The sequence below is a fragment of the Escherichia sp. XD33 genome, assembly GCF_019375075.1.
In the GTDB taxonomy this organism is placed as follows: Bacteria; Pseudomonadota; Gammaproteobacteria; order Enterobacterales; family Enterobacteriaceae; genus Enterobacter; species Enterobacter flexneri_A.
This window is the reverse complement of the sequence record NZ_JAENDM010000012.1, coordinates 55,644-76,333: the sequence shown is the minus strand read 5'-3', so window position 1 is coordinate 76,333 and position 20,690 is coordinate 55,644. Positions and strand designations below refer to the sequence as shown.

Sequence of the window (20,690 nt, the reverse complement as noted above, 5' to 3'; positions counted from 1 at the left end):
GTTGTGTATTGTGTTGTGTGTTTGCAGGCTCTTTCATGCAGGTCTTATGCCATCTTGACGACAACAGTAACATTCAACGTTAAATATGTTAATAAGACGTTGCATTATTGTCCTGAAGTTGAAGATAGCAGGTATAGCGGTTGAATCGCAGCGTTTCGATTGAATGGCAGAAACAAAATGTCGAGGATTTGATCGCGGTTGCAAAATTGCCCTGAAACAGGGCAACAGCGGAGTTATGCGCCCTGCCAGCGGGCAAAGAGATCTTCAGGAAGGGTTATCGCAAACTGGTCAAGAACACGATTAACCGTCTGATTTATCACATCATCAAGGGATTGCGGGCGATGATAAAACGCCGGAACGGGAGGCATAATCACCGCACCGATTTCTGCCGCCTGAGTCATTAAACGCAGATGGCCTAAGTGCAATGGTGTTTCACGCACGCAGAGCACCAACGGGCGACGCTCTTTCAGCACCACATCTGCCGCACGGGTCAGTAAGCCATCAGTATAGCTATGGACAATGCCGGAAAGGGTTTTGATTGAACAGGGTAAAATCACCATCCCCAGCGTCTGGAAAGAACCGGAAGAGATGCTGGCGGCAATATCGCGCGCATCGTGCGTGACATCGGCTAATGCCTGCACTTCGCGCAGAGAAAAATCCGTTTCGAGGGATAAGGTCTGGCGCGCTGCCTGGCTCATCACCAGATGCGTTTCGATATCTGTGACATCGCGCAGAACCTGTAATAAGCGCACGCCATAAATCGCGCCGCTGGCACCGCTGATGCCTACAATGAGTCGTTTCATAAATAGTTGCCCTGTCAGACTTGCAGGCAGACTTTGCAGGATTTCGGCGGGAGTTGCAAGTCAGGGTGCCAGACCGGCACCCTCAGCGAAGGCATCATCCTTCGTTATGCATTTCGAGATTTTCCACTTCGTTCTGACGTTGCACTGCTTTGGCGTCATCATTACGTAACGTATCGAGGAAATCGAGGTAGCCCTGATCAACATCTTTGGTGACGTAGACGCCGTTGAACACCGAGCATTCAAACTGCTGGATATCCGGATTTTCAGCGCGAACGGCGTCGATCAGATCGTTCAGATCCTGGAAAATCAACCCGTCAGCACCGATGATCTGGCGAATTTCATCAACTTCGCGACCGTGAGCGATCAGTTCCGTGGCGCTCGGCATATCAATACCATAAACGTTCGGGAAGCGAATTTCCGGTGCCGCAGAAGCGAGGTACACTTTCTTCGCTCCGGCTTCGCGTGCCATCTCGATAATCTGCTCAGAAGTGGTGCCACGGACGATGGAGTCGTCGACCAGCAGGACGTTTTTATCGCGGAACTCGGCGCGGTTGGCATTCAGTTTACGGCGCACGGACTTACGACGCAGCTGCTGGCCCGGCATGATAAAGGTGCGGCCAACATAGCGGTTTTTAACGAAGCCCTGGCGGTACGGTTTGCCCAGAATACGAGCAATTTCCAGCGCGATATCACACGAGGTTTCTGGGATCGGGATCACCACGTCGATATCCAGATCTTCCCATTCGCGGGCAATTTTCTCGCCCAGTTTCGTGCCCATATTCACACGCGCGCTGTAAACGGAAATTTTGTCGATAAACGAGTCCGGGCGGGCAAAGTATACATACTCAAACAGGCACGGATTGCTGACCGGATTGTCAGCACATTGACGGGTAAACAACTGCCCTTCTTCAGTGATGTAAATCGCTTCGCCCGGCGCGACGTCACGCAGGAAATCAAAGCCCAGCGTATCGAGCGCTACGCTTTCGGAAGCGACCATATATTCTGTACGGTTCTCGTCAATATCACGTTTTCCCAGTACCAGCGGACGAATCCCGTTTGGATCGCGGAAAGCAACCATACCGTGGCCGATAATCATCGCCACACAGGCATACGCGCCGCGGATTAAGCGGTTTGTGGCAGCAATGGCAGCGAAAATATTGTCGGCTTCCAGCGGGTAGTGGCGGAAGTTGTCCAGCTCGCTGGCGAAGATATTAAGCAGAATTTCCGAGTCGGAAGTGGTGTTGATGTGGCGGCGTTTTTCTTCAAACAGTTTTTTACGCAACTCGTGAGCGTTGGTCAGATTGCCGTTGTGGGCAAGCGTAATGCCATACGGGGAGTTAACGTAAAACGGCTGCGCTTCAGAGGCGCTGGAGCTGCCAGCCGTGGGGTAACGCACATGACCAATGCCCATATTGCCCTGCAAACGCTGCATATGGCGAGCTTCAAATACATCGCTCACCAGCCCGTTCGCTTTACGCAAACGGAAGCAGTTATTGGCATCTATGGTGATGATGCCGGCGGCATCCTGACCGCGATGCTGAAGCACCGTTAAGGCATCATAAATCGACTGGTTAACCGGCATAACACCGGCGATACCGACAATACCGCACATACGTCTTTTTCCTCGTTAAGCCACATCTCAGAGCACTTACGCTCTGGGCAAGAAACTTGACGAGCTTTGCAGATAATCAAAAAACCATCTGATGATAAAACTGAATTGCGGGATCAGCTGTGATTTGCTCCAGTCTTCGCTTTTCGACACCCCGGTAAAGGAGTCGAGAAAGAAGAGAATGGCAGCAACAATCAACACACCGCGCAACGCACCGAAACAGACGCCCAGCACCCGATCGGTGCCTGACAACCCCGTTTTCTCCACCAACTGGCCTATCACGAAGTTCACGATAGCACCAACGATCAGGGTAGCGATAAACAGTACCGCGATGGCAATCCCATTTCGAACCAGTTCGTCTTCAAAGCCCGTAAACCAGACTGACAGGTAAGTGTAGTAATGACTGGCAACAAAGAAAGCACAACCCCATGTCACCAGCGATAACGCTTCACGAACAAAGCCGCGGATCAGGCTAACCAGAGAGGAAAAAGCAATCACCGCGATTATGGCGTAATCAATCCAGACCATATGTGTCCCACGATTTTACGCCCTGTCATCCTGTTCGGGGCGCATTCTAACAGAAAAAGAAAACGTTTGCGTAGGGATTTCCTTCCCGCGCATCAATAAAAATGGCGCTGAAAAAATATTCAACGCCATCGACTTTTTATGCCTTTGCGGCATCGGGCAATGCGTGTCGGATGCGGCGTAAACGCCTTATCCGACCTACGGTTCTACCCCTGCGTAGGCCTGATAAGACGCGCCAGCGTCGCATCAGGCAAGACCGTATTAATTCGGCGTATAGCCCATTACCACGCCACTTAAGCCAGAAAGTTGCTTCAACTCACCCAGCGAACCTTTCAGCTTATCTTTCGAGGCATCCGGCCCAACCAGAATACGGGTAATTTTACCCTGCACTGGCGTGGATGGCGACGTATAAACCCGATAACCGGCACCGCGCAGCTTACCGACAATCTCATTCACTTTATCGGCATTTTTCAGCGCACCCAGTTGCACAACATAGGCTTTACCCGTCGGTGCAGCTTTTTCTTCCACGACCGGCTTCGGTTCTGGCTTCGGCGCAGGTGGTGCTTCAACCTTTGGTTTAGGCGGCTCCACCGGTTTCGGCTTCGGTGGGGCGACCGGTGCAGGTTCCGGTTCAAACTCGGTGTTATTGGCTGCAATAGTGGCCGGATCGAGCGACGGTGCTGCGGCATCACCTGCCCGCACCTCTTCCGCTGCGCCTTCCGGCGGCTGCGTCGGTAACGCCTGGGTGGCGGCTGGCATCATATCAGGCTCATCACGATCGCCCGCTTTCGGCACCAGCGGGATAGCCGCGAACTCATCCTGATAATGTTTTTTCTGCCCGTCCAGCAGCCCTGGAAGTACAATCACCCCCAGCGCCACCAGCACGATCGTGCCCACTAACCGATTCTGAAACTTACTTGCCACCGCTTCTCCTCGCGTCAATCACTTCCATGACATGTGCGACCGTGTGGAAAGAACCACACACCAGCACGGTGTCTTCCGCTTTAGCGTCCGCCATTGCGGCATCCCATGCCTGCGCAACGCTATCAAATGATTTGCCGTTACCCAAATGCTCAAGCAGTTGTTCTGCCGTGGCACCGCGCGGCCCTTCCAGTGGCGCACAATACCAGTCATCAACCACGCTTTTCAACCAGGCCAGAGTTCCGGCAATATCTTTATCATGTAGCATACCGATAACCGCCAGCACGCGCCCGTTTTTCGGTAGCGCTTTCATACGCCCGGTGAGATATTCCGCCGCATGTGGATTATGCGCGACATCAAAAATAACGCGTGGCGACTCGCTCACAATCTGGAAACGTCCCGGCAAAATTGCGCTGGCAATCCCGTCGCGAATGGCATTTTCACTGACTTCCAGCCCGCTGGCACGCAGTGCCGCCAGCGCTGTTGCGGCATTCGGTTGCGGGACAAGCGGCAACGGCAGATTTTCCAGCGTGCCGTGAGCATCGCTAAACGCCCAGTCATGATCGGTGACGGAATAGTTCCACTCAACGCCCCGACGTTGTAACAGTGCACCTTTTTCCTGCGCCACATCAGCAATGGTAGAAGGCATTTCCGGCTCACCGACAATTGCCGGTTTTTCGCTGCGGAAGATGCCTGCTTTCTCGCGACCAATACTTTCGCGATCTGGACCCAGCCAGTCGGTATGATCCAGCGCAATACTGGTTACTACCGCGACATCGGCGTCGACAATATTGGTTGCGTCCAGACGACCGCCCAGCCCTACTTCCAGAATCACCACGTCAAGTTGTGCCTGCTTGAACAGCCACAACGCCGACAGCGTACCGTACTCGAAATAGGTCAGGGAAATATCACCGCGTGCCGATTCAATCTCCGCAAAAGAGGCGGTATGGGCCGATTCCGGCAATTCCTGGCCCTGCACACGTACGCGCTCGGTATAACGCACCAGATGAGGCGAACTGTAGACGCCCACTTTGTACCCTGCCGCCATCAGAATCGACTCCAGCGTACGGCAGGTGGTGCCTTTGCCATTCGTACCCGCAACGGTAAACACAAATGGCGCTGGTTTCAGGACGCCAAGACGCGCCGCGACCAGGCTCACGCGCTCAAGGCCGAGATCGATAGTTTTACTGTGCAGGTTTTCCAGATAAGAAAGCCACGAAGCCAGAGGCGACGCGGCTTGAGGAGTGCGTTTGATAATCATGGTATCCGCTGATTCGTTACGGTGAGAATAGCAAAAGGGCAGAGCCAGTGGCCCTGCCCTTATCAGTTATCAGGCCTCAGGTTCCTGATCCGGTACCGGGGGTACCACTACGCCTTCACGCGGCGCTTCAGGATTCGGCGCTGGCAGATTCATCAACTTCGCCAGAATGCTCGCCAGTTTCAGGCGCATTTCCGGACGACGGACGATCATGTCGATCGCGCCTTTCTCGATCAGGAATTCACTGCGCTGGAATCCAGGCGGCAGTTTTTCGCGAACGGTCTGTTCGATAACACGCGGACCGGCAAAGCCGATTAACGCTTTCGGTTCAGCGATGTTGAGATCGCCCAGCATGGCGAAACTTGCAGAAACACCGCCCATCGTCGGGTCGGTCAGCACGGAGATGTACGGCAAGCCGCGCTCCTGCATTTTTGCCAGTGCCGCAGAGGTTTTCGCCATCTGCATCAGCGACATCAGTGCTTCCTGCATACGTGCGCCACCAGAGGCGGAGAAGCAGATCAGCGGGCAGTTATCTTCCAGCGCCTGCTCAACGGCACGCACGAAACGTGCACCCACAACAGACCCCATTGAACCGCCCATAAAGGCGAACTCGAATGCCGCAGCGACAACCGGCATTCCATACAGAGTGCCTTTCATCACCACCAGCGCATCTTTTTCGCCGGTTTCTTTCTGCGCAGATGCCAGACGGTCTTTATACTTCTTGGAGTCACGAAACTTCAGCACATCTTTCGGCTCAAGCTCGCTACCCAGCTCCACAAGGCTTCCTTCATCTAACAGGCTATGCAGGCGATTACGCGCTGTCATACGCATGTGATGGTCACACTTCGGACAGACCTCAAGATTACGTTCCAGCTCAGCGCGGTATAAAACCTGACCGCAGCTATCACACTTAGTCCACACCCCTTCAGGAATGCTCGCCTTGCGGGTGGGAGTAATGTTGCTTTTAATTCGTTCAATCCAGCTCATTAGGGACCTTTCTGTCTGAACCTGGTTCGATGCCAGTTTTATCTTTGGGGACGCATAATGCCATTTTTGCCCCCAACAGACCATGAATGTTGCACATTAAAACATAACAGCCCGAAACTTTGGATAAAAAAGTGGTCGAACCGCGGAGTTACTTTTTATTTTGCGGCGCGTGCCGCAGCGCGTTTGTGACGGATTATTTCGATGACGCCCGGCAAAATAGAAACCACAATAATCCCGACGATCAGCAGCTTAAGGTTATCCTGAACCATCGGGATTGTACCGAAGAAATAGCCTGCGTAGGTAAAAAGCAGTACCCACAACAGTGCGCCGATCACGTTATAAGCGGCGAAATGACGGTACGACATGTGGCCCATTCCCGCAACAAACGGGGCGAACGTTCTGACGATCGGCACAAAACGGGCGAGAATAATCGTTTTGCCGCCATGTTTCTCATAAAACTGATGGGTTTTGTCGAGATAACTGCGACGGAAAATTTTCGAATTGGGATTACTGAACAACTTTTCACCGAACAACCGCCCGATAGTGTAATTGACCGCGTCACCCACAATCGCGGCGATCAGCATCAGCACCACCATCATATGGACGTTGAGATCGTTGGTTTCCAGTGATGCCAACGCTCCGGCAACAAACAGCAATGAATCACCCGGTAAAAACGGCGTTACCACCAGACCGGTTTCACAGAACAAAATTAAGAACAAAATGGCATAAACCCAGACGCCGTACTCCGCGACCAGCTCTGCCAGATGCACGTCAATGTGCAGGATAAAATCGATGAGGAAATAAATCAGGTCCATATTTGCCTATGCCTTGTACTCGTCATCTTTCAGGCTGTAACTACGTTGGCTACAGCCTGAAATGTTCCGAGCATTATTCTCGTTAGTCCGCCAGAAATAGCGGGCCCATTGGCGGTTTTGGAAGATCATACTGGTCAGGGTAATCCACCGCGACCAGATACAGCCCTTCCGCTTTTGCCGTTGCTGCCGCCAGCGTTCTGTCCTTTGCCGCCAGCAACTCTGCTATCCAGCTCTCCGGCTGGTTGTGGGCACCGACTTCCATCAGGCTGCCGACAATATTCCTGACCATATGATGTACAAAAGCATTCGCTTTAATATCTACCACCACATAAGGACCGTGACGCGTGACATTAATATGCATAACGTTGCGCCACGGGGTTCGGGACTGGCACTGCACCGCACGGAACGAGGTGAAATCATTCTCGCCCAGCAAGCATTGCGCAGCCCGATGCATCCGTTCAGCGTCCAGCGGTTCGTAAAAATGGGTTACCCCTTTACTCAGTACCGCCGGGCGCAGCCGATGATTGTAGATGATGTAGCGATAACGGCGAGCCGTGGCGCTAAATCGGGCATGAAAATCATCAGGTACAGCTTTAACCCAACGCACAGCGATGTCACCAGGTAAATTCGCATTTACGCCCAAGGTCCACGCCGCGTCTTTGCGCAGCGCGGTTGTTTCGAAATGCACAACCTGCCCGGTACCGTGTACCCCTGCGTCAGTACGCCCGGCGCAGAAGACGGTGATGGGTTCGTTCGCCACCTGGGAGAGCGCCTTTTCCAGCTTCTCCTGCACACTGCGGACTTCGTTCTGCCGTTGCCAGCCGTAATACTTACTGCCGTCGTACTCAATGCCCAGCGCAATTTTATAAACTGGCGGTTGTTGCTGGTCGGACATTAGTACAGATACTCCTGCACCAGTTTCTCGGCGATTTTTACTGCCATCAGCGCGCCGCCAAAGCGAACGTTATCGGCCACCGACCAGAACTGGACTTGCTCCGGCATACCGTAGTCATTACGCACGCAGCCAACAGAAAGATGCGGCGTACCCGAAGCATCACCTACCTGAGTTGGGAATTCGTTCTCTTCAGAGAGCACAATATCTTCGCCTTGAACAAACGCATCACGCGCTTCTTCTGCTGCCAGTGGACGCAGAGCTTCAAAGTTGACCATCTGGGCATGACCGTAGAATACCGGTGCCTGGACGACGCTAGCCGAAATCATCAGCCCTTCGTCCTGCAGGATTTTGCGTACTTCGTCAACGATACGACGTTCTTCACGCACGCTACCTTCGCTATCCGGCAGTAACGGCAGCATGTTGAACGCCAGCTGACGCCCGAAGAAATCTTCTTCGTCAATCGGAATGCCGTTGAGCAATTTCGCACTCTGCCCCGCTAACGCATCGACCGCTTTTTTGCCCTGGGCGGAGGCTGAAATCAGGCTGGTAACGCTGATACGTGATAAACCGCCCTGATCGATTAACGGTTTCAGTGCCGCCAGCAGCTGGCTGGTCAGACTGTCTGGTACGGCGATGACATTCCGGTTCCGGTAATCTGTCAGTACAAACGGGTTTACTTCCGGCACCACCAGCGGTACGTCGGGTTCGAGAGCAAACAATCCACTGCTGTCGATCACCAGGCAACCTGAGTTGGTCGCTTCTTCAACCCAGGCAGCGGTAGCTTCTTTGCCTGCGACAAAAAATGCCAGCTGCGCCTGCGTCCAGTCGAATTCAGCGGCATCCTGCACGGTGATTGTCTTACCACCAAAGCGCAGTTGTTCGCCTGCGCTTTCGTTACGTGCCAGTGCATAAATTTCCCCAACCGGGAACTGACGTTCAGCCAGCGTTTCAAGCAGGGCTTCGCCCACAGCGCCAGTTGCGCCCAGGACGGCAATGTTCCAGCCTTCAGACATGGTGGTTTACTCCAGAAATAGCAAAGCTCCCTGCCAATGTTACAGCAGAGAGCATGAAGAAGAGATTAACGTGCCGGATGATGAACGGCGTTAAAACCCAGTTTACACAGCAATGATGCCGCACTGGCGTCATCACAAATTACATACAGAGATGACCATTCACGGCGCTCAAGATAGTTTTTGCGCAGTTTATCGAACTCACCCGGTATCCCGGCGACTTTACGCAGCGGTGCGTCATCGCGGCGCACATCATACACCAAATGCACCAGCCTTTTCAGCGTCGGTTGATCGAGCGGGCCATGCAGCGTAATGCGACCAAACTCTGGCGCAGGCAGTAATGTATCCAGCGCAACGTGCTGTTCATGCCCAATAAACTTGCTATAAGCTTCAAACACTTGCGTAGTACCGCGTGCTTTACCTTCCAGGGTATAGCCTGCGATATGCGGCGTGCCGATATCCACTTTTTTCAGCAGCTCGACGTTGAGTTCCGGTTCGCCTTCCCAGACATCCAGCACTACGCTTAACTTCTGGCCTTCATTCAGGCAGGTCAGCAACGCAGTATTATCGACGACTGCGCCACGGCAGGCGTTAATCAGAATCGCTCCGGGCTTCAGGCTACGGATCAGTTTTTCATCCGCCAGATGTAGCGTTTTGTACGGACCATCTTTAAAGAGTGGCGTATGGAAAGTCAGAATATCCGCGCGCTGGACTAACTCATCCAGCGAGCGGAAATCACCCTCATCCCCACGGTCGGCGCGAGGCGGATCGCAAAGTAAGGTTTTAATCCCTAACGCTTCCAGTCGCGCCTGCAATCGACGTCCAACGTTACCAACGCCCACGATCCCCACCGTACGGTCGTACAGTGAAAATCCATCGCGTTCGGCAAGCATCAGCAGGGAGGAGAAAACATATTCCACCACCGCAATCGCATTACAGCCAGGTGCAGCGGAAAAACCAATTCCCGCCTGCTTCAACCATGCTTCATCGACATGGTCGGTCCCCGCAGTGGCAGTGCCAACAAATTTAATGGGTTTTCCTGCCAGCAAAGATTCATTCACTTTCGTGACCGAACGCACCATCAGCGCATCCGCGTCTGCCAGTTGAGCGACGGGGATTGGACGCCCGGGAACCGCGGTCACCTCACCCAAACGGCTAAATAAGTCGCGGGCATAAGGCATATTTTCATCAACAAGGATTTTCACGTTTGTGTTACCTGTATGAGACGAGAGTTAACCGGACAAGTGTGCCATAATCTCGCGGCCAGGCATACTTGCGAAGATTTCAGGTATAAGGATACGTAATGATACAACCTATTTCCGGCCCTCCTCCTGGGCAACCACCAGGTCAGGGAGATAATCTGCCGTCTGGCACGGGCAATCAGCCTTTATCCAGTCAGCAACGTACTTCGCTGGAAAGCTTAATGACGAAAGTGACCTCACTGACGCAACAGCAAAGAGCAGAACTGTGGGCGGGTATCAGGCACGATATTGGTCTGTCGGGAGATTCACCGCTGCTTTCGCGTCACTTCCCTGCCGCTGAGCATAATCTGGCGCAACGTCTGCTGGCCGCGCAAAAAAGCCATTCTGCCCGCCAGCTTTTAGCGCAATTAGGGGAGTATTTACGTCTGGGGAATAATCGTCAGGCGGTCACGGATTATATCCGTCATAACTTTGGTCAGACGCCGCTGAATCAGCTCTCACCGGAGCAATTAAAAACCATTCTCACCCTGTTGCAGGAAGGGAAGATGGTTATTCCGCAACCACAGCAGCGCGAGGCGACCGACCGTCCTTTATTACCGGCGGAGCACAATGCGCTAAAACAGCTGGTGACCAAACTTGCGGCGGCAACGGGGGAACCCAGCAAACAGATCTGGCAATCGATGCTGGAACTTTCCGGGGTGAAAGATGGCGAGTTAATTCCAGCGAAACTGTTTAACCATCTGGTGACCTGGCTACAGGCGCGTCAGACGCTAAGCCAGCAAAATACGCCGACGCTGGAATCACTACAGATGACGCTAAAACAACCTTTAGATGCCAGTGAACTGGCGGCGTTATCGGCATATATCCAGCAAAAATATGGTCTTTCTGCGCAATCATCGCTTTCTTCTGCCCAGGCCGAGGATATTCTTAATCAGCTTTATCAACGGCGGGTTAAAGGGATTGATCCGCGTGTTATGCAACCGCTGCTTAATCCTTTTCCACCGATGATGGACACGTTGCAAAATATGGCAACGCGTCCCGCGCTGTGGATACTGTTAGTCGCGATTATCCTGATGCTGGTCTGGCTGGTTCGTTAACCCCGACGAAATGACAGTATCGTGACAATAATACCCAGCACCGCAGAGATCGCCCCGGCAAGAAATACCGAAGAGTAACCAAACGTGGTCGCCAGCATTCCCGCCAGCGGCCCGGAGACGCCGAGGGCGATATCCTGAAACGCGGCGTAACCGCCCAGTGCGGTGCCGCGAACTTGTGAGGGGACGCGTTTAACCACCTCCACGCCCAGCGCAGGAAAGATAAGCGAACATCCGGCTCCGGTTAACGCCGCGCCCGCTAATGCGACCCATGCACCTGGGGCTTGCCAGAGCAGCAACAAGCCCACCGTTTCTACAAGCAGAGAGACAATCGCCACTTTCACGCCGCCAAAACGGTCCGGCATCCAGCCAAACATGACGCGCATCACGACAAATGCGCCGCCAAACGCGGTAAGAGTAAAGCCCGCCATCGCCCATCCTTTGCTGGCAAAGTAGAGCGAAACGAAAGTCCCGATAACAGCAAAACCAACGCCTTGTAGTGCCAGACCTAACCCTGGTTTCCAGATAAGCCCGACAACGCTCCACAGCGATGGACGTTCTCCCGCCAGGGCCGGTACTTTGCGCACTGTGCCGTTACAGGCCCACGCCAGTAAGGGTAATACCATTGTGGTGATCGCCAGTGCGGCAAAACCGTAATGGCTATGAATCAACAGGCCAAGCGGAGCACCAACAGCGAGGGCACCGTAAATCGCCATTCCATTCCATGACATCACTTTGCCAGAGTGTTTTGGCCCTACGATGCCTAACCCCCAGGTCAGAGCGCCTGTCAGTAACTGGCTTTCACCAAAGCCAAGAATCAAACGCCCGATGACCAACAGGGCAAATTTGAACGGTGCGGAGACAGGCAAAATCGCCGCCAGCAGCAACGCGCCGCCAGCCAGACCACAAGCTAACATCCCCTGAAGCGCCGAACGTTTTGCGCCATATTGATCGGCCAGTCGCCCGGCATAGCCACGCGTCAGCACCGTAGCCAGAAACTGAATCCCGACGGCAATCCCGACCATGGTATTGCCATAGCCCAGATCATGATGAACAAACAGCGGGATAACCGGCAACGGCAGCCCTACGGTCATGTAGGTGAGAAAAACCGCAAAAGCGATGCGGAAGAGCGAAAAATTGGCAGAAGATCGTGTTTCGGTTTGGCTTACAGCAGTCATGCATTACTCCAGAATGCAGCGCAAGGCGAGGAGTATCCCCGTCTCATCTCTCTGGTTTCAGGGTTACAGTGCGTTGGCAGGATTTAACGCGTACGTCTTTTCAGAAGGAAATCGACAAAGCGGGAAGTTTGCCTGGAACAGGCGGCGATTGTCAATGATGTGAAAAAGGGAACCATCGGGTTCCCTTTTGTGTTAGTGCCGGAGGCCGCATTGGCGCGTAACGTCGGATGCGACGCTGGCGCGCCTTACCCGACCTACGGCGAATTAATCTTTCAGCTTGCGCATTACCAGCGTGGCGTTGGTGCCGCCGAAGCCGAAGCTGTTAGACATAACGGTGGTCAGTTCGCGATCGGTCGTTTCGGTCACGATGTTCAGACCTGCAGCCTGCTCGTCCAGCTCTTCAATGTTGATGCTCGGGGCGATAAAGCCGTGTTCCAGCATCAGCAGAGAGTAGATAGCTTCCTGTACGCCAGCAGCGCCCAGAGAGTGACCGGTCATGGCTTTGGTTGCAGAAATCGCCGGGCTCTTATCGCCGAACACTTCACGGATAGCTGCCAGCTCTTTCACGTCGCCAACCGGAGTCGAAGTACCGTGGGAGTTCAGGTAATCGATTGGGGTATCAACGCCATGCATCGCCATCTTCATGCAGCGTACTGCGCCTTCGCCAGACGGAGCAACCATGTCTGCACCATCAGAGGTTGCGCCGTAGCCAACGATTTCAGCATAGATGTGAGCACCACGCGCCAGCGCGTGTTCCAGCTCTTCAACCACTACCATACCGCCGCCGCCAGCGATAACGAAACCGTCACGGTGAGCGTCGTAAGTACGGGAGGCTTTTTCCGGGGTGTCGTTGTATTTAGTAGACAGCGCACCCATTGCGTCGAATTCGCAAGCCATTTCCCAGCACAGCTCTTCGCCGCCGCCAGCAAACACGATGTCCTGTTTGCCCAGTTGGATCTGCTCTACTGCGTTACCGATACAGTGTGCGGAAGTCGCACACGCGGAGCTGATGGAGTAGTTAACGCCATGAATTTTAAACGGGGTGGCGAGGCAGGCAGAAACGCCGGATGCCATCGCTTTGGTGACCACATACGGGCCAACCGCTTTCAGGCCGCGCGGGCCGCGCATCGCGTCAGCGCCGAACACCTGGAAACGCGGGGAGCCGCCGCCGGAACCTGCAATCAGGCCAACGCGCGGGTTATTCTGGTAAGCTTCCGGAGAGAGGCCCGCATCAGCGATTGCCTGCTCCATAGAAAGGAATGCATAAATGGATGCGTCGCTCATAAAGCGCACAACTTTGCGGTCAATGAGGCCAGTGGTATCCAGTTTTACGTTGCCCCAGACGTGGCTACGCATGCCGGAATCCTTCAGCTCCTGAGAGAAAGTGATCCCTGAACGTCCTTCACGCAGAGATGCCAGGACTTCCTGCTGGTTATTACCGATGCTGGAAACAATGCCCAGGCCAGTAATCACTGCACGTTTCATTCAATACCTCTGTAAGTCGCACATAGAGTAAGTTTCGAATGCACAATAGCGTACACTTGTACGCCGAACAAGTCCGATCAGCCATTTAATAGAGAAATTTGCGCAGCCTTACACACATCGCTAAGATCGAGCCACCGCCTGTAAGACGAGTAACTTACGTGAAACACTACTCCATACAACCTGCCAACCTCGAATTTAATGCTGAGGGTACACCTGTTTCCCGAGATTTTGACGATGTCTATTTTTCCAACGATAACGGGCTGGAAGAGACGCGTTATGTTTTTCTGGGAGGCAACCAATTAGAGGTACGCTTTCCTGAGCATCCACATCCTCTGTTTGTGGTAGCAGAGAGCGGCTTCGGCACCGGATTAAACTTCCTGACGCTATGGCAGGCATTTGATCAGTTTCGCGAAGCGCATCCGCAAGCGCAATTACAACGCTTACATTTCATTAGTTTTGAGAAATTTCCCCTCACCCGTGCGGATTTAGCCTTAGCGCATCAACACTGGCCGGAACTGGCTCCGTGGGCAGAACAACTTCAGGCGCAGTGGCCAATGCCCTTGCCCGGTTGCCATCGTTTATTGCTCGATGCAGGCCGCGTGACGCTGGATTTATGGTTTGGCGATATTAACGAACTGACCAGCCAACTGGACGATTCGCTAAATCAAAAAGTAGATGCCTGGTTTCTGGACGGCTTTGCGCCAGCGAAAAACCCGGATATGTGGACGCAAAATCTGTTTAACGCCATGGCAAGGTTGGCGCGTCCGGGCGGCACGCTGGCGACATTTACGTCTGCCGGTTTTGTCCGCCGCGGTTTGCAGGACGCCGGATTCACGATGCAAAAACGTAAGGGCTTTGGGCGCAAACGGGAAATGCTTTGCGGGGTGATGGAACAGACATTACCGCTCCCCTGCTCCGCGCCGTGGTTTAACCGCACGGGCAGCAGCAAACGGGAAGCGGCGATTATCGGCGGTGGTATTGCCAGCGCGTTGTTGTCGCTGGCGCTATTACGGCGCGGCTGGCAGGTAACGCTTTATTGCGCGGATGAGGCCCCCGCACTGGGTGCTTCCGGCAATCGCCAGGGGGCGCTGTATCCGTTATTAAGCAAACACGATGAGGCGCTAAACCGCTTTTTCTCTAATGCGTTTACTTTTGCTCGTCGGTTTTACGACCAATTACCCGTTAAATTTGATCATGACTGGTGCGGCGTCACGCAGTTAGGCTGGGATGAGAAAAGCCAGCATAAAATCGCACAGATGTTGTCAATGGATTTACCCGCAGAACTGGCTGTAGCCGTTGAGGCAAATGCGGTTGAACAAATTACGGGCGTTGCGACAAATTGCAGCGGCATTACTTATCCGCAAGGTGGTTGGCTGTGCCCAGCAGAACTGACCCGTAATGTGCTGGAACTGGCGCAACAGCAGGGTTTGCAGATTTATTATCAATATCAGTTACAGAATTTATCCCGTAAGGATGACTGTTGGTTGTTGAATTTTGCAGGAGATCAGCAAGCAACACACAGCGTAGTGGTACTGGCGAACGGGCATCAAATCAGCCGATTCAGCCAAACGTCGACTCTCCCGGTGTATTCGGTTGCCGGGCAGGTCAGCCATATTCCGACAACGCCGGAATTGGCAGAGCTGAAGCAGGTGCTGTGCTATGACGGTTATCTCACGCCACAAAATCCGGCGAATCAACATCATTGTATTGGTGCCAGTTATCATCGCGGCAGCGAAGATACGGCGTACAGTGAGGACGATCAGCAGCAGAATCGCCAGCGGTTGATTGATTGTTTCCCGCAGGCACAGTGGGCAAAAGAGGTTGATGTCAGTGATAAAGAGGCGCGCTGCGGTGTGCGTTGTGCCACCCGCGATCATCTGCCAATGGTAGGCAATGTTCCCGATTATGAGGCAACACTCGTGGAATATGCGTCGTTGGCGGAGCAGAAAGATGAGGCGGTAAGCGCGCCGGTTTTTGACGATCTCTTTATGTTTGCGGCTTTAGGTTCTCGCGGTTTGTGTTCTGCCCCGCTGTGTGCCGAGATTCTGGCGGCGCAGATGAGCGACGAACCGATTCCGATGGATGCCAGTACGCTGGCGGCGTTAAACCCGAATCGGTTATGGGTGCGGAAATTGTTGAAGGGTAAAGCGGTTAAGGCGGGGTAATCTGCTCTCGCAGTGTTTGCCGGATGCGGCGTGAACGCCTTATCCGACCTACGTGTGACGTGTAGGCCTGATAAGACGCGATAAGCGTCGCATCAGGCATGCTGCTCCAGACGCCGCAACTTACTGCTGTGACGCCTGCTGAAACAGGTTTTCCCACATATCGGTCACCAGCGCCTGGTCACGCGGCGACAATTCACCAGCACCAATGGCTTTTTCCAGACTCTGGCTAACGGTCGTATGCACCGCCTGAGCGGAGTGGTCATCACCACTTTCCAGTTCTGCGATGGCTAATGTCAGGTGGCCACGCAAATACCCACTGGCAAACAACTCATCATCACTGGCATGGTCAACCATACCGTCGATTAATGCCAGAATGCGTGATTCAAACTCCGCGATCATCTTCTTTCCTCATTGTAAAACGTGGCGCTGGCTTCAGTTGAGCGCTTCCGGCCACGGGAACTGTTCCGCCGTAAGTTCCGGCGTGTGATAATAATTTTGTAGTGCTTTAATGAAGCGTGCCGGACGTTCCGGAATGCCATTTGTCAGATAATCCATCACCTGCGCATGTACTCGCCGTTGAAACACCACACGATCCGGTTCGAAATCCCCTTCCAGATTGTCGCAACTGACGTTAAACGGATATCCCGCCGCCACACAGAACAACCAGTCGAGCGCCTGCGGCTTCACTTCAACATCTTCAAACTGGCTTTGCGTTTGGGCATCGCGTCCGTCCGGGCAATACCAGTAGCCGAAATCAACCAGCTCACGGCGCGCTTTCCCGGCAATACACCAGTGCGAAATCTCATGAATTGCGCTGGCATAAAAGCCATGAGCAAAGACGATTCGGTTATACGGTACTTCCGCATCAGCAGGAAGATAGATCGGTTCGTCGTCGCCTTTAATCAGACGGGTATTAAAATCATCGGCAAAGCAGCTATTAAAAATTTCAATCAACTGCTCGTAGTGGTGTGTACTGTTCATTAGTTCATCCCCAACCAGTGGAGGATCTCCTGTCCGTGGCTGTCGTAAAGTAATTTGGCACTCATCACCGCCGAGACGATAACAATCATCGGGCGGATCAGCTTTTGTCCTTTGCTCAACACCAGTCGTGAACCCATGCGCGCGCCGAGGAACTGCCCCACCAGCATGACAAAGCCCGTCGCCCAAATCACTTTGCCGCCGAGAATAAACAGCAGTAAACCGCCGATGTTTGACGTTGCGTTGAGTAATTTGGCGTGAGCCGTGGCTTTGGCGAGGTTAAATCCGCACAGCGTAACGAAGGCCAGCGCGTAAAACGACCCGGCAGCCGGGCCAAAGAATCCATCATAAAAACCGACGCAGCCACCGGCTATTAACGCGAAGGGTAAACCGTACATCCGGCGCTGGCGGTCTTCTTCACCTAGCTTTGGCATCAGCAAGAAATAGAGGCCGATACAAATTACCAGAATGGGCAAAATCTGCCGTAAGACATCAGCCTGAACGTATTGCACCAGCAGTGCGCCGCTCATTGAGCCGACAAAGGTCATGGCGATATTGAGTTTCTGATCGCTTAAACTAACCACTTTGCGGCGAATAAAGTAGATAGTAGCGGAAATAGAGCCGCCGCAGGCTTGCAGTTTATTGGTTGCCAGCGCATTAGCGGGAGACATCCCCGCTGCCATCAATGCCGGAATGGTGAGTAACCCACCGCCACCGGCAATCGAGTCGATAAATCCCGCCAGCATGGCGACAAAAAAGAGAACTCCCAGCAACAGCGGGGAAACCATAAACAGGCTATTAAACGTTTCCATTAGATCACGTGCTCATCCAGTAGCGCCTGGCAGGAAGGCGGCAACGGAGGCGGTGTCTTCTTCTCAGGCTTTGTTGTTCCCGGTTTTGGAGGTTCAAACCAGCTTTGCAGTTCTGCCCCGCAACCATCGCCTGATGGCGGTAAAGGTTGATCTTCACACTCCAGACTATCGGCAGGGCAACGTAATCGTACATGCATATGCGCGCGATGCTGGAACCAGGGTCGCACTTTGCGCAACCAGTCGCGATCGGTGCCCGCATCAAGGCAAAGTTGTTGTTTAATCGCCGGATTAACAAAAATGCGCGTGACGTCTTTGTCCTGGGCGGCGAGTTTGATCAAGCTGAAAATTTCTGGCTTCCACAGCGTGGAGACAACGTGTTTACCGTCGCGGGAAACTAAGTCCAGTGCTTGCGGGCGCAAGAGCTGCGCGGAGGTCCAGCGAGTTTTCGGCAGTTGCAGAAAGATATCGACATCCAGTCCGGTCTGGTGGCTGGCATGACCGCCGTTGAAACGCCCACCAGCGGGCATCCCCATATCGCCAATCAGCACCGTACCCATGCCCAGATTGCTCACCTGGCTACTCAGACGCTGGATAAACATCACCAGATCCGGGTGACCGAAATAGCGACGCTGATCGGTACGCATGACCTGATAATGTTCGGACTGTATCGGCAGCGTGTCAGCGCCGACAATACAGCCATTAGAAAAACTGCCTATCGATTGTGCGCTACCCGGCACAGGTTGGGTTATTTTTTGCCACGGCGTCGCTGCCAGGCTGGCGCTACTGGCAAGCAGAGCCAGCAGCGCAATCGCGGTTTTATTCATTTTTTACCAGCGTGGAATATCAGTCTTCACATCGGCATTTTGCGCCCGTTGCCGTAACAGGTGATCCATTAAAACGATCGCCAGCATCGCTTCTGCGATCGGCACTGCGCGGATCCCGACACAGGGATCGTGACGACCTTTGGTGATCATCTCAACTTCTTCGCCAAAGCGGTTAATGGTACGACCCGGCACGGTAATGCTGGAGGTCGGTTTCAGCGCCATATGGGCAATGATTTGCTGCCCGCTGCTGATACCGCCGAGAATGCCGCCCGCATGGTTGCTCTGGAAACCGTCTTTGGTGATTTCATCGCGGTTCTGGCTGCCGCGCAGCGCCACCACGTCAAAGCCGTCGCCAATTTCCACGCCTTTCACCGCGTTGATGCTCATCAGCGCATGGGCGATGTCAGCATCCAGGCGGTCAAAGACCGGCTCGCCAAGTCCGGCAGGAACGCCACTGGCAACAACGGTGACTTTAGCGCCGATGGAGTCGCCCTCTTTTTTCAGCGCACGCATCAACTCGTCTAACGCGTCGATTTTGTCGGGGTCCGGGCAAAAAAACGGATTTTGCTCGACCTGCGACCAGTCTTTGATATCCAGCGGAATGTCGCCCATCTGGGTCAGGCAGCCACGGATTTCAATACCAAATTTCTCGGCGAGATATTTTTTGGCAATAGCTCCTGCCGCCACGCGCATGGCGGTTTCGCGGGCGGAAGAACGTCCACCGCCGCGATAATCGCGCAGACCGTATTTTTGTTCGTAGGTGTAATCGGCATGGCCTGGACGGAAAACGTCCTTAATCGCACTGTAATCCTGAGAGCGCTGGTCAGTGTTTTCGATCAACAAGCCAATGCTGGTGCCGGTAGTAACGCCTTCAAAAACACCGGAGAGAATTTTGACCTGATCCGGCTCGCGGCGCTGGGTGGTATAGCGCGATGTCCCAGGGCGACGACGGTCGAGGTCATGTTGCAGGTCCGCTTCCGTCAGCGGAATGCCTGGCGGAACACCATCGACGATGCAGCCGAGCGCCAGCCCGTGCGATTCGCCGAAGGTGGTTACGCGAAAGAGTTGTCCAATTGTGTTTCCAGCCATCACGGCTCCGTTATTGTTGTGTTTGCGTGTTTACTTAATCTTTATAAATCGCGAAATGTTCTCGTGCGGCAATAAGCTGCTCTTTGGTGAGCATAAACACACCATCGCCGCCGTTATCAAACTCCAGCCAGGTGAACGGAACATCCGGATATTGTTCCATAAGATGTACCATGCTGTTGCCGACTTCACAAATCAACACGCCATCATCAGCAAGGTAATCTGCCGCGTTACCGAGAATGCGACGCGTCAGTTTCAGGCCGTCAGTGCCAGATGCCAGGCCCAGTTCCGGCTCGTGGCGGTATTCGTTTGGCAGGTCGGACATATCTTCCGCATCGACATACGGCGGGTTAGTGACAATCAGGTCGTACTGCACTTTCGGCAAGTCGCGGAACAGATCGGAACGAATCGGAATGACGTTGTGGATCAGACCGTGTTCTTCGATGTTCTGTTCAGCAACCGCCAGCGCGTCTGGAGAGATATCCACCGCGTCGACTTCTGCATCCGGGAAGGCATAAGCACAGGCAATGGCGATGCAGCCGCTACCAGTACACATATCTAAAATATGCTGCGGTTGCTTGCTGATAAGTCCGGCAAATTTATTGTTGAGCAGTTCACCAATCGGCGAGCGCGGCACCAGCACGCGTTCATCGACGTAAAATTCATGGCCGCAGAACCACGCTTTGTTGGTCAGGTAAGCCACCGGAATGCGTTCATTGACGCGGCGGATCACGCGTTCAACAATACGGTGTTTTTCGCTGGAGGTCAGACGCGCGGTGCGCATATCTTCCGGAATATCCAGCGGCAGGTAGAGCGAAGGCAACACCAGCTGTACGGCTTCATCCCACGGGTTATCGGTACCGTGACCGTACCAGATATTTGCCGCGCTGAAGCGGCTCACCGACCAGCGCAACATGTCCTGAATGGTTTGCAGCTCATTTACTGCTTCATCAACGAAAATTTTATCCACGTATTCCTCCAGGGCATGATCGCAATAATTTCGGCGGCTAGTTTGCCATGAAGATGACGATAAATCAGCATTC

20 protein-coding genes are annotated in these 20,690 nt (G+C 53.6%); 2 read left to right on the top strand and 18 right to left on the bottom strand.

Annotation, left to right across the window (positions count from 1 at the left end; all coding sequences use genetic code 11):
• Positions 1 to 233: 233 nt before the first annotated feature.
• From ubiX to pdxB, 10 genes are all read right to left on the bottom strand, one after another.
• Positions 234 to 803, bottom strand: coding sequence for a flavin prenyltransferase UbiX (ubiX, locus tag K0778_RS09655; RefSeq protein WP_000825700.1), 570 nt, complete (start codon positions 801 to 803; stop codon positions 234 to 236).
• Positions 804 to 897: 94 nt separating this feature from the next.
• On the bottom strand, positions 898 to 2,415 hold the full coding sequence (gene purF / locus K0778_RS09650) for an amidophosphoribosyltransferase (RefSeq protein ID WP_000334220.1): 1,518 nt from the start codon (positions 2,413 to 2,415) through the stop codon (positions 898 to 900).
• A gap of 36 nt (positions 2,416 to 2,451) precedes the next feature.
• The gene (gene cvpA, locus K0778_RS09645; protein WP_000262113.1) at positions 2,452 to 2,940 is read right to left on the bottom strand and encodes a colicin V production protein; all 489 of its coding nucleotides are present in this window, start codon (positions 2,938 to 2,940) and stop codon (positions 2,452 to 2,454) included.
• A 258-nt stretch (positions 2,941 to 3,198) separates the two neighbouring features.
• A complete protein-coding gene (gene dedD, locus K0778_RS09640) occupies positions 3,199 to 3,861 on the bottom strand; it encodes a cell division protein DedD (protein ID WP_000146992.1) in 663 nt (220 codons plus the stop codon).
• Positions 3,851 to 5,119 carry a bifunctional tetrahydrofolate synthase/dihydrofolate synthase gene (folC, locus tag K0778_RS09635; RefSeq protein ID WP_000584546.1) on the bottom strand — a complete coding sequence of 423 codons (1,269 nt, stop codon included), beginning with the start codon at positions 5,117 to 5,119 and terminating at the stop codon, positions 3,851 to 3,853. Before folC ends, dedD begins: the two co-directional genes overlap by 11 nt.
• 69 nt (positions 5,120 to 5,188) lie before the next feature.
• Positions 5,189 to 6,103 carry an acetyl-CoA carboxylase, carboxyltransferase subunit beta gene (gene accD / locus K0778_RS09630; protein ID WP_000118404.1) on the bottom strand — a complete coding sequence of 305 codons (915 nt, stop codon included), beginning with the start codon at positions 6,101 to 6,103 and terminating at the stop codon, positions 5,189 to 5,191.
• A 155-nt stretch (positions 6,104 to 6,258) separates the two neighbouring features.
• Positions 6,259 to 6,918, bottom strand: a complete 660-nt coding sequence (locus K0778_RS09625) for a DedA family protein (protein ID WP_000364335.1) — start codon at positions 6,916 to 6,918, stop codon at positions 6,259 to 6,261.
• An 82-nt stretch (positions 6,919 to 7,000) separates the two neighbouring features.
• Positions 7,001 to 7,813: a tRNA pseudouridine(38-40) synthase TruA gene (truA, locus tag K0778_RS09620; RefSeq protein ID WP_063084750.1), complete on the bottom strand. Its 813-nt coding sequence runs from the start codon at positions 7,811 to 7,813 to the stop codon at positions 7,001 to 7,003.
• Complete coding sequence (locus K0778_RS09615) at positions 7,813 to 8,826, bottom strand: aspartate-semialdehyde dehydrogenase (protein WP_001289167.1); 1,014 nt, start codon at positions 8,824 to 8,826, stop codon at positions 7,813 to 7,815. The genes truA and K0778_RS09615 overlap by 1 nt, the downstream gene beginning before the upstream one ends.
• A gap of 65 nt (positions 8,827 to 8,891) precedes the next feature.
• Complete coding sequence (pdxB, locus tag K0778_RS09610) at positions 8,892 to 10,028, bottom strand: 4-phosphoerythronate dehydrogenase PdxB (RefSeq protein ID WP_000699145.1); 1,137 nt, start codon at positions 10,026 to 10,028, stop codon at positions 8,892 to 8,894.
• Between the two features lie 98 nt (positions 10,029 to 10,126).
• Between pdxB and flk the strand changes: the two genes are divergently transcribed.
• Positions 10,127 to 11,122, top strand: coding sequence for a flagella biosynthesis regulator Flk (gene flk / locus K0778_RS09605; RefSeq protein WP_000615834.1), 996 nt, complete (start codon positions 10,127 to 10,129; stop codon positions 11,120 to 11,122).
• Here flk and K0778_RS09600 read toward each other — a convergent pair.
• Positions 11,119 to 12,297: an arabinose transporter gene (locus K0778_RS09600; RefSeq protein ID WP_000127751.1), complete on the bottom strand. Its 1,179-nt coding sequence runs from the start codon at positions 12,295 to 12,297 to the stop codon at positions 11,119 to 11,121. The genes flk and K0778_RS09600 overlap by 4 nt on opposite strands.
• Positions 12,298 to 12,561: 264 nt before the next feature.
• Positions 12,562 to 13,782, bottom strand: a complete 1,221-nt coding sequence (gene fabB, locus K0778_RS09595; protein ID WP_000817178.1) for a beta-ketoacyl-ACP synthase I — start codon at positions 13,780 to 13,782, stop codon at positions 12,562 to 12,564.
• Positions 13,783 to 13,940: 158 nt separating this feature from the next.
• Between fabB and mnmC the strand changes: the two genes are divergently transcribed.
• On the top strand, positions 13,941 to 15,947 hold the full coding sequence (gene mnmC, locus K0778_RS09590; protein ID WP_000683789.1) for a bifunctional tRNA (5-methylaminomethyl-2-thiouridine)(34)-methyltransferase MnmD/FAD-dependent 5-carboxymethylaminomethyl-2-thiouridine(34) oxidoreductase MnmC: 2,007 nt from the start codon (positions 13,941 to 13,943) through the stop codon (positions 15,945 to 15,947).
• 120 nt (positions 15,948 to 16,067) lie between these two features.
• Here mnmC and K0778_RS09585 read toward each other — a convergent pair whose 3' ends face one another.
• From K0778_RS09585 to prmB, 6 genes are read right to left on the bottom strand one after another with little or no spacing between them, the layout of a single operon-like run.
• A complete protein-coding gene (locus tag K0778_RS09585) occupies positions 16,068 to 16,346 on the bottom strand; it encodes a YfcL family protein (RefSeq protein ID WP_000559764.1) in 279 nt (92 codons plus the stop codon).
• A gap of 33 nt (positions 16,347 to 16,379) precedes the next feature.
• Entirely contained in the window at positions 16,380 to 16,928 is a 549-nt protein-coding gene (gene epmC, locus K0778_RS09580) for an elongation factor P hydroxylase (protein ID WP_001089222.1), read from the bottom strand.
• Positions 16,928 to 17,737, bottom strand: coding sequence for a sulfite exporter TauE/SafE family protein (locus K0778_RS09575; protein ID WP_000447361.1), 810 nt, complete (start codon positions 17,735 to 17,737; stop codon positions 16,928 to 16,930). Before K0778_RS09575 ends, epmC begins: the two co-directional genes overlap by 1 nt.
• Positions 17,737 to 18,561 carry a penicillin-insensitive murein endopeptidase gene (gene mepA, locus K0778_RS09570; protein ID WP_001043825.1) on the bottom strand — a complete coding sequence of 275 codons (825 nt, stop codon included), beginning with the start codon at positions 18,559 to 18,561 and terminating at the stop codon, positions 17,737 to 17,739. The genes K0778_RS09575 and mepA overlap by 1 nt, the downstream gene beginning before the upstream one ends.
• 3 nt (positions 18,562 to 18,564) lie before the next feature.
• Positions 18,565 to 19,650 (bottom strand): chorismate synthase, encoded by a 1,086-nt coding sequence (aroC, locus tag K0778_RS09565; protein ID WP_001333535.1) that lies wholly within the window; start codon positions 19,648 to 19,650, stop codon positions 18,565 to 18,567.
• A 34-nt stretch (positions 19,651 to 19,684) separates the two neighbouring features.
• Complete coding sequence (gene prmB, locus K0778_RS09560; protein ID WP_063084751.1) at positions 19,685 to 20,617, bottom strand: 50S ribosomal protein L3 N(5)-glutamine methyltransferase; 933 nt, start codon at positions 20,615 to 20,617, stop codon at positions 19,685 to 19,687.
• Positions 20,618 to 20,690 lie beyond the last annotated feature (73 nt).

What these genes read in the sequence shown, in the direction of transcription:
- ubiX (WP_000825700.1), bottom strand. Translation starts at nt 803, where the DNA reads ATGAAACGACTCATTGTAGGCATCAGCGGTGCCAGCGGCGCGATTTAT.
- purF (WP_000334220.1), bottom strand. Translation starts at nt 2,415, where the DNA reads ATGTGCGGTATTGTCGGTATCGCCGGTGTTATGCCGGTTAACCAGTCG.
- cvpA (WP_000262113.1), bottom strand. Translation starts at nt 2,940, where the DNA reads ATGGTCTGGATTGATTACGCCATAATCGCGGTGATTGCTTTTTCCTCT.
- folC (WP_000584546.1), bottom strand. Translation starts at nt 5,119, where the DNA reads ATGATTATCAAACGCACTCCTCAAGCCGCGTCGCCTCTGGCTTCGTGG.
- accD (WP_000118404.1), bottom strand. Translation starts at nt 6,103, where the DNA reads ATGAGCTGGATTGAACGAATTAAAAGCAACATTACTCCCACCCGCAAG.
- K0778_RS09625 (WP_000364335.1), bottom strand. Translation starts at nt 6,918, where the DNA reads ATGGACCTGATTTATTTCCTCATCGATTTTATCCTGCACATTGACGTG.
- truA (WP_063084750.1), bottom strand. Translation starts at nt 7,813, where the DNA reads ATGTCCGACCAGCAACAACCGCCAGTTTATAAAATTGCGCTGGGCATT.
- K0778_RS09615 (WP_001289167.1), bottom strand. Translation starts at nt 8,826, where the DNA reads ATGTCTGAAGGCTGGAACATTGCCGTCCTGGGCGCAACTGGCGCTGTG.
- flk (WP_000615834.1), top strand. Translation starts at nt 10,127, where the DNA reads ATGATACAACCTATTTCCGGCCCTCCTCCTGGGCAACCACCAGGTCAG.
- K0778_RS09600 (WP_000127751.1), bottom strand. Translation starts at nt 12,297, where the DNA reads ATGACTGCTGTAAGCCAAACCGAAACACGATCTTCTGCCAATTTTTCG.
- fabB (WP_000817178.1), bottom strand. Translation starts at nt 13,782, where the DNA reads ATGAAACGTGCAGTGATTACTGGCCTGGGCATTGTTTCCAGCATCGGT.
- K0778_RS09585 (WP_000559764.1), bottom strand. Translation starts at nt 16,346, where the DNA reads ATGATCGCGGAGTTTGAATCACGCATTCTGGCATTAATCGACGGTATG.
- epmC (WP_001089222.1), bottom strand. Translation starts at nt 16,928, where the DNA reads ATGAACAGTACACACCACTACGAGCAGTTGATTGAAATTTTTAATAGC.
- K0778_RS09575 (WP_000447361.1), bottom strand. Translation starts at nt 17,737, where the DNA reads ATGGAAACGTTTAATAGCCTGTTTATGGTTTCCCCGCTGTTGCTGGGA.
- mepA (WP_001043825.1), bottom strand. Translation starts at nt 18,561, where the DNA reads ATGAATAAAACCGCGATTGCGCTGCTGGCTCTGCTTGCCAGTAGCGCC.
- aroC (WP_001333535.1), bottom strand. Translation starts at nt 19,650, where the DNA reads ATGGCTGGAAACACAATTGGACAACTCTTTCGCGTAACCACCTTCGGC.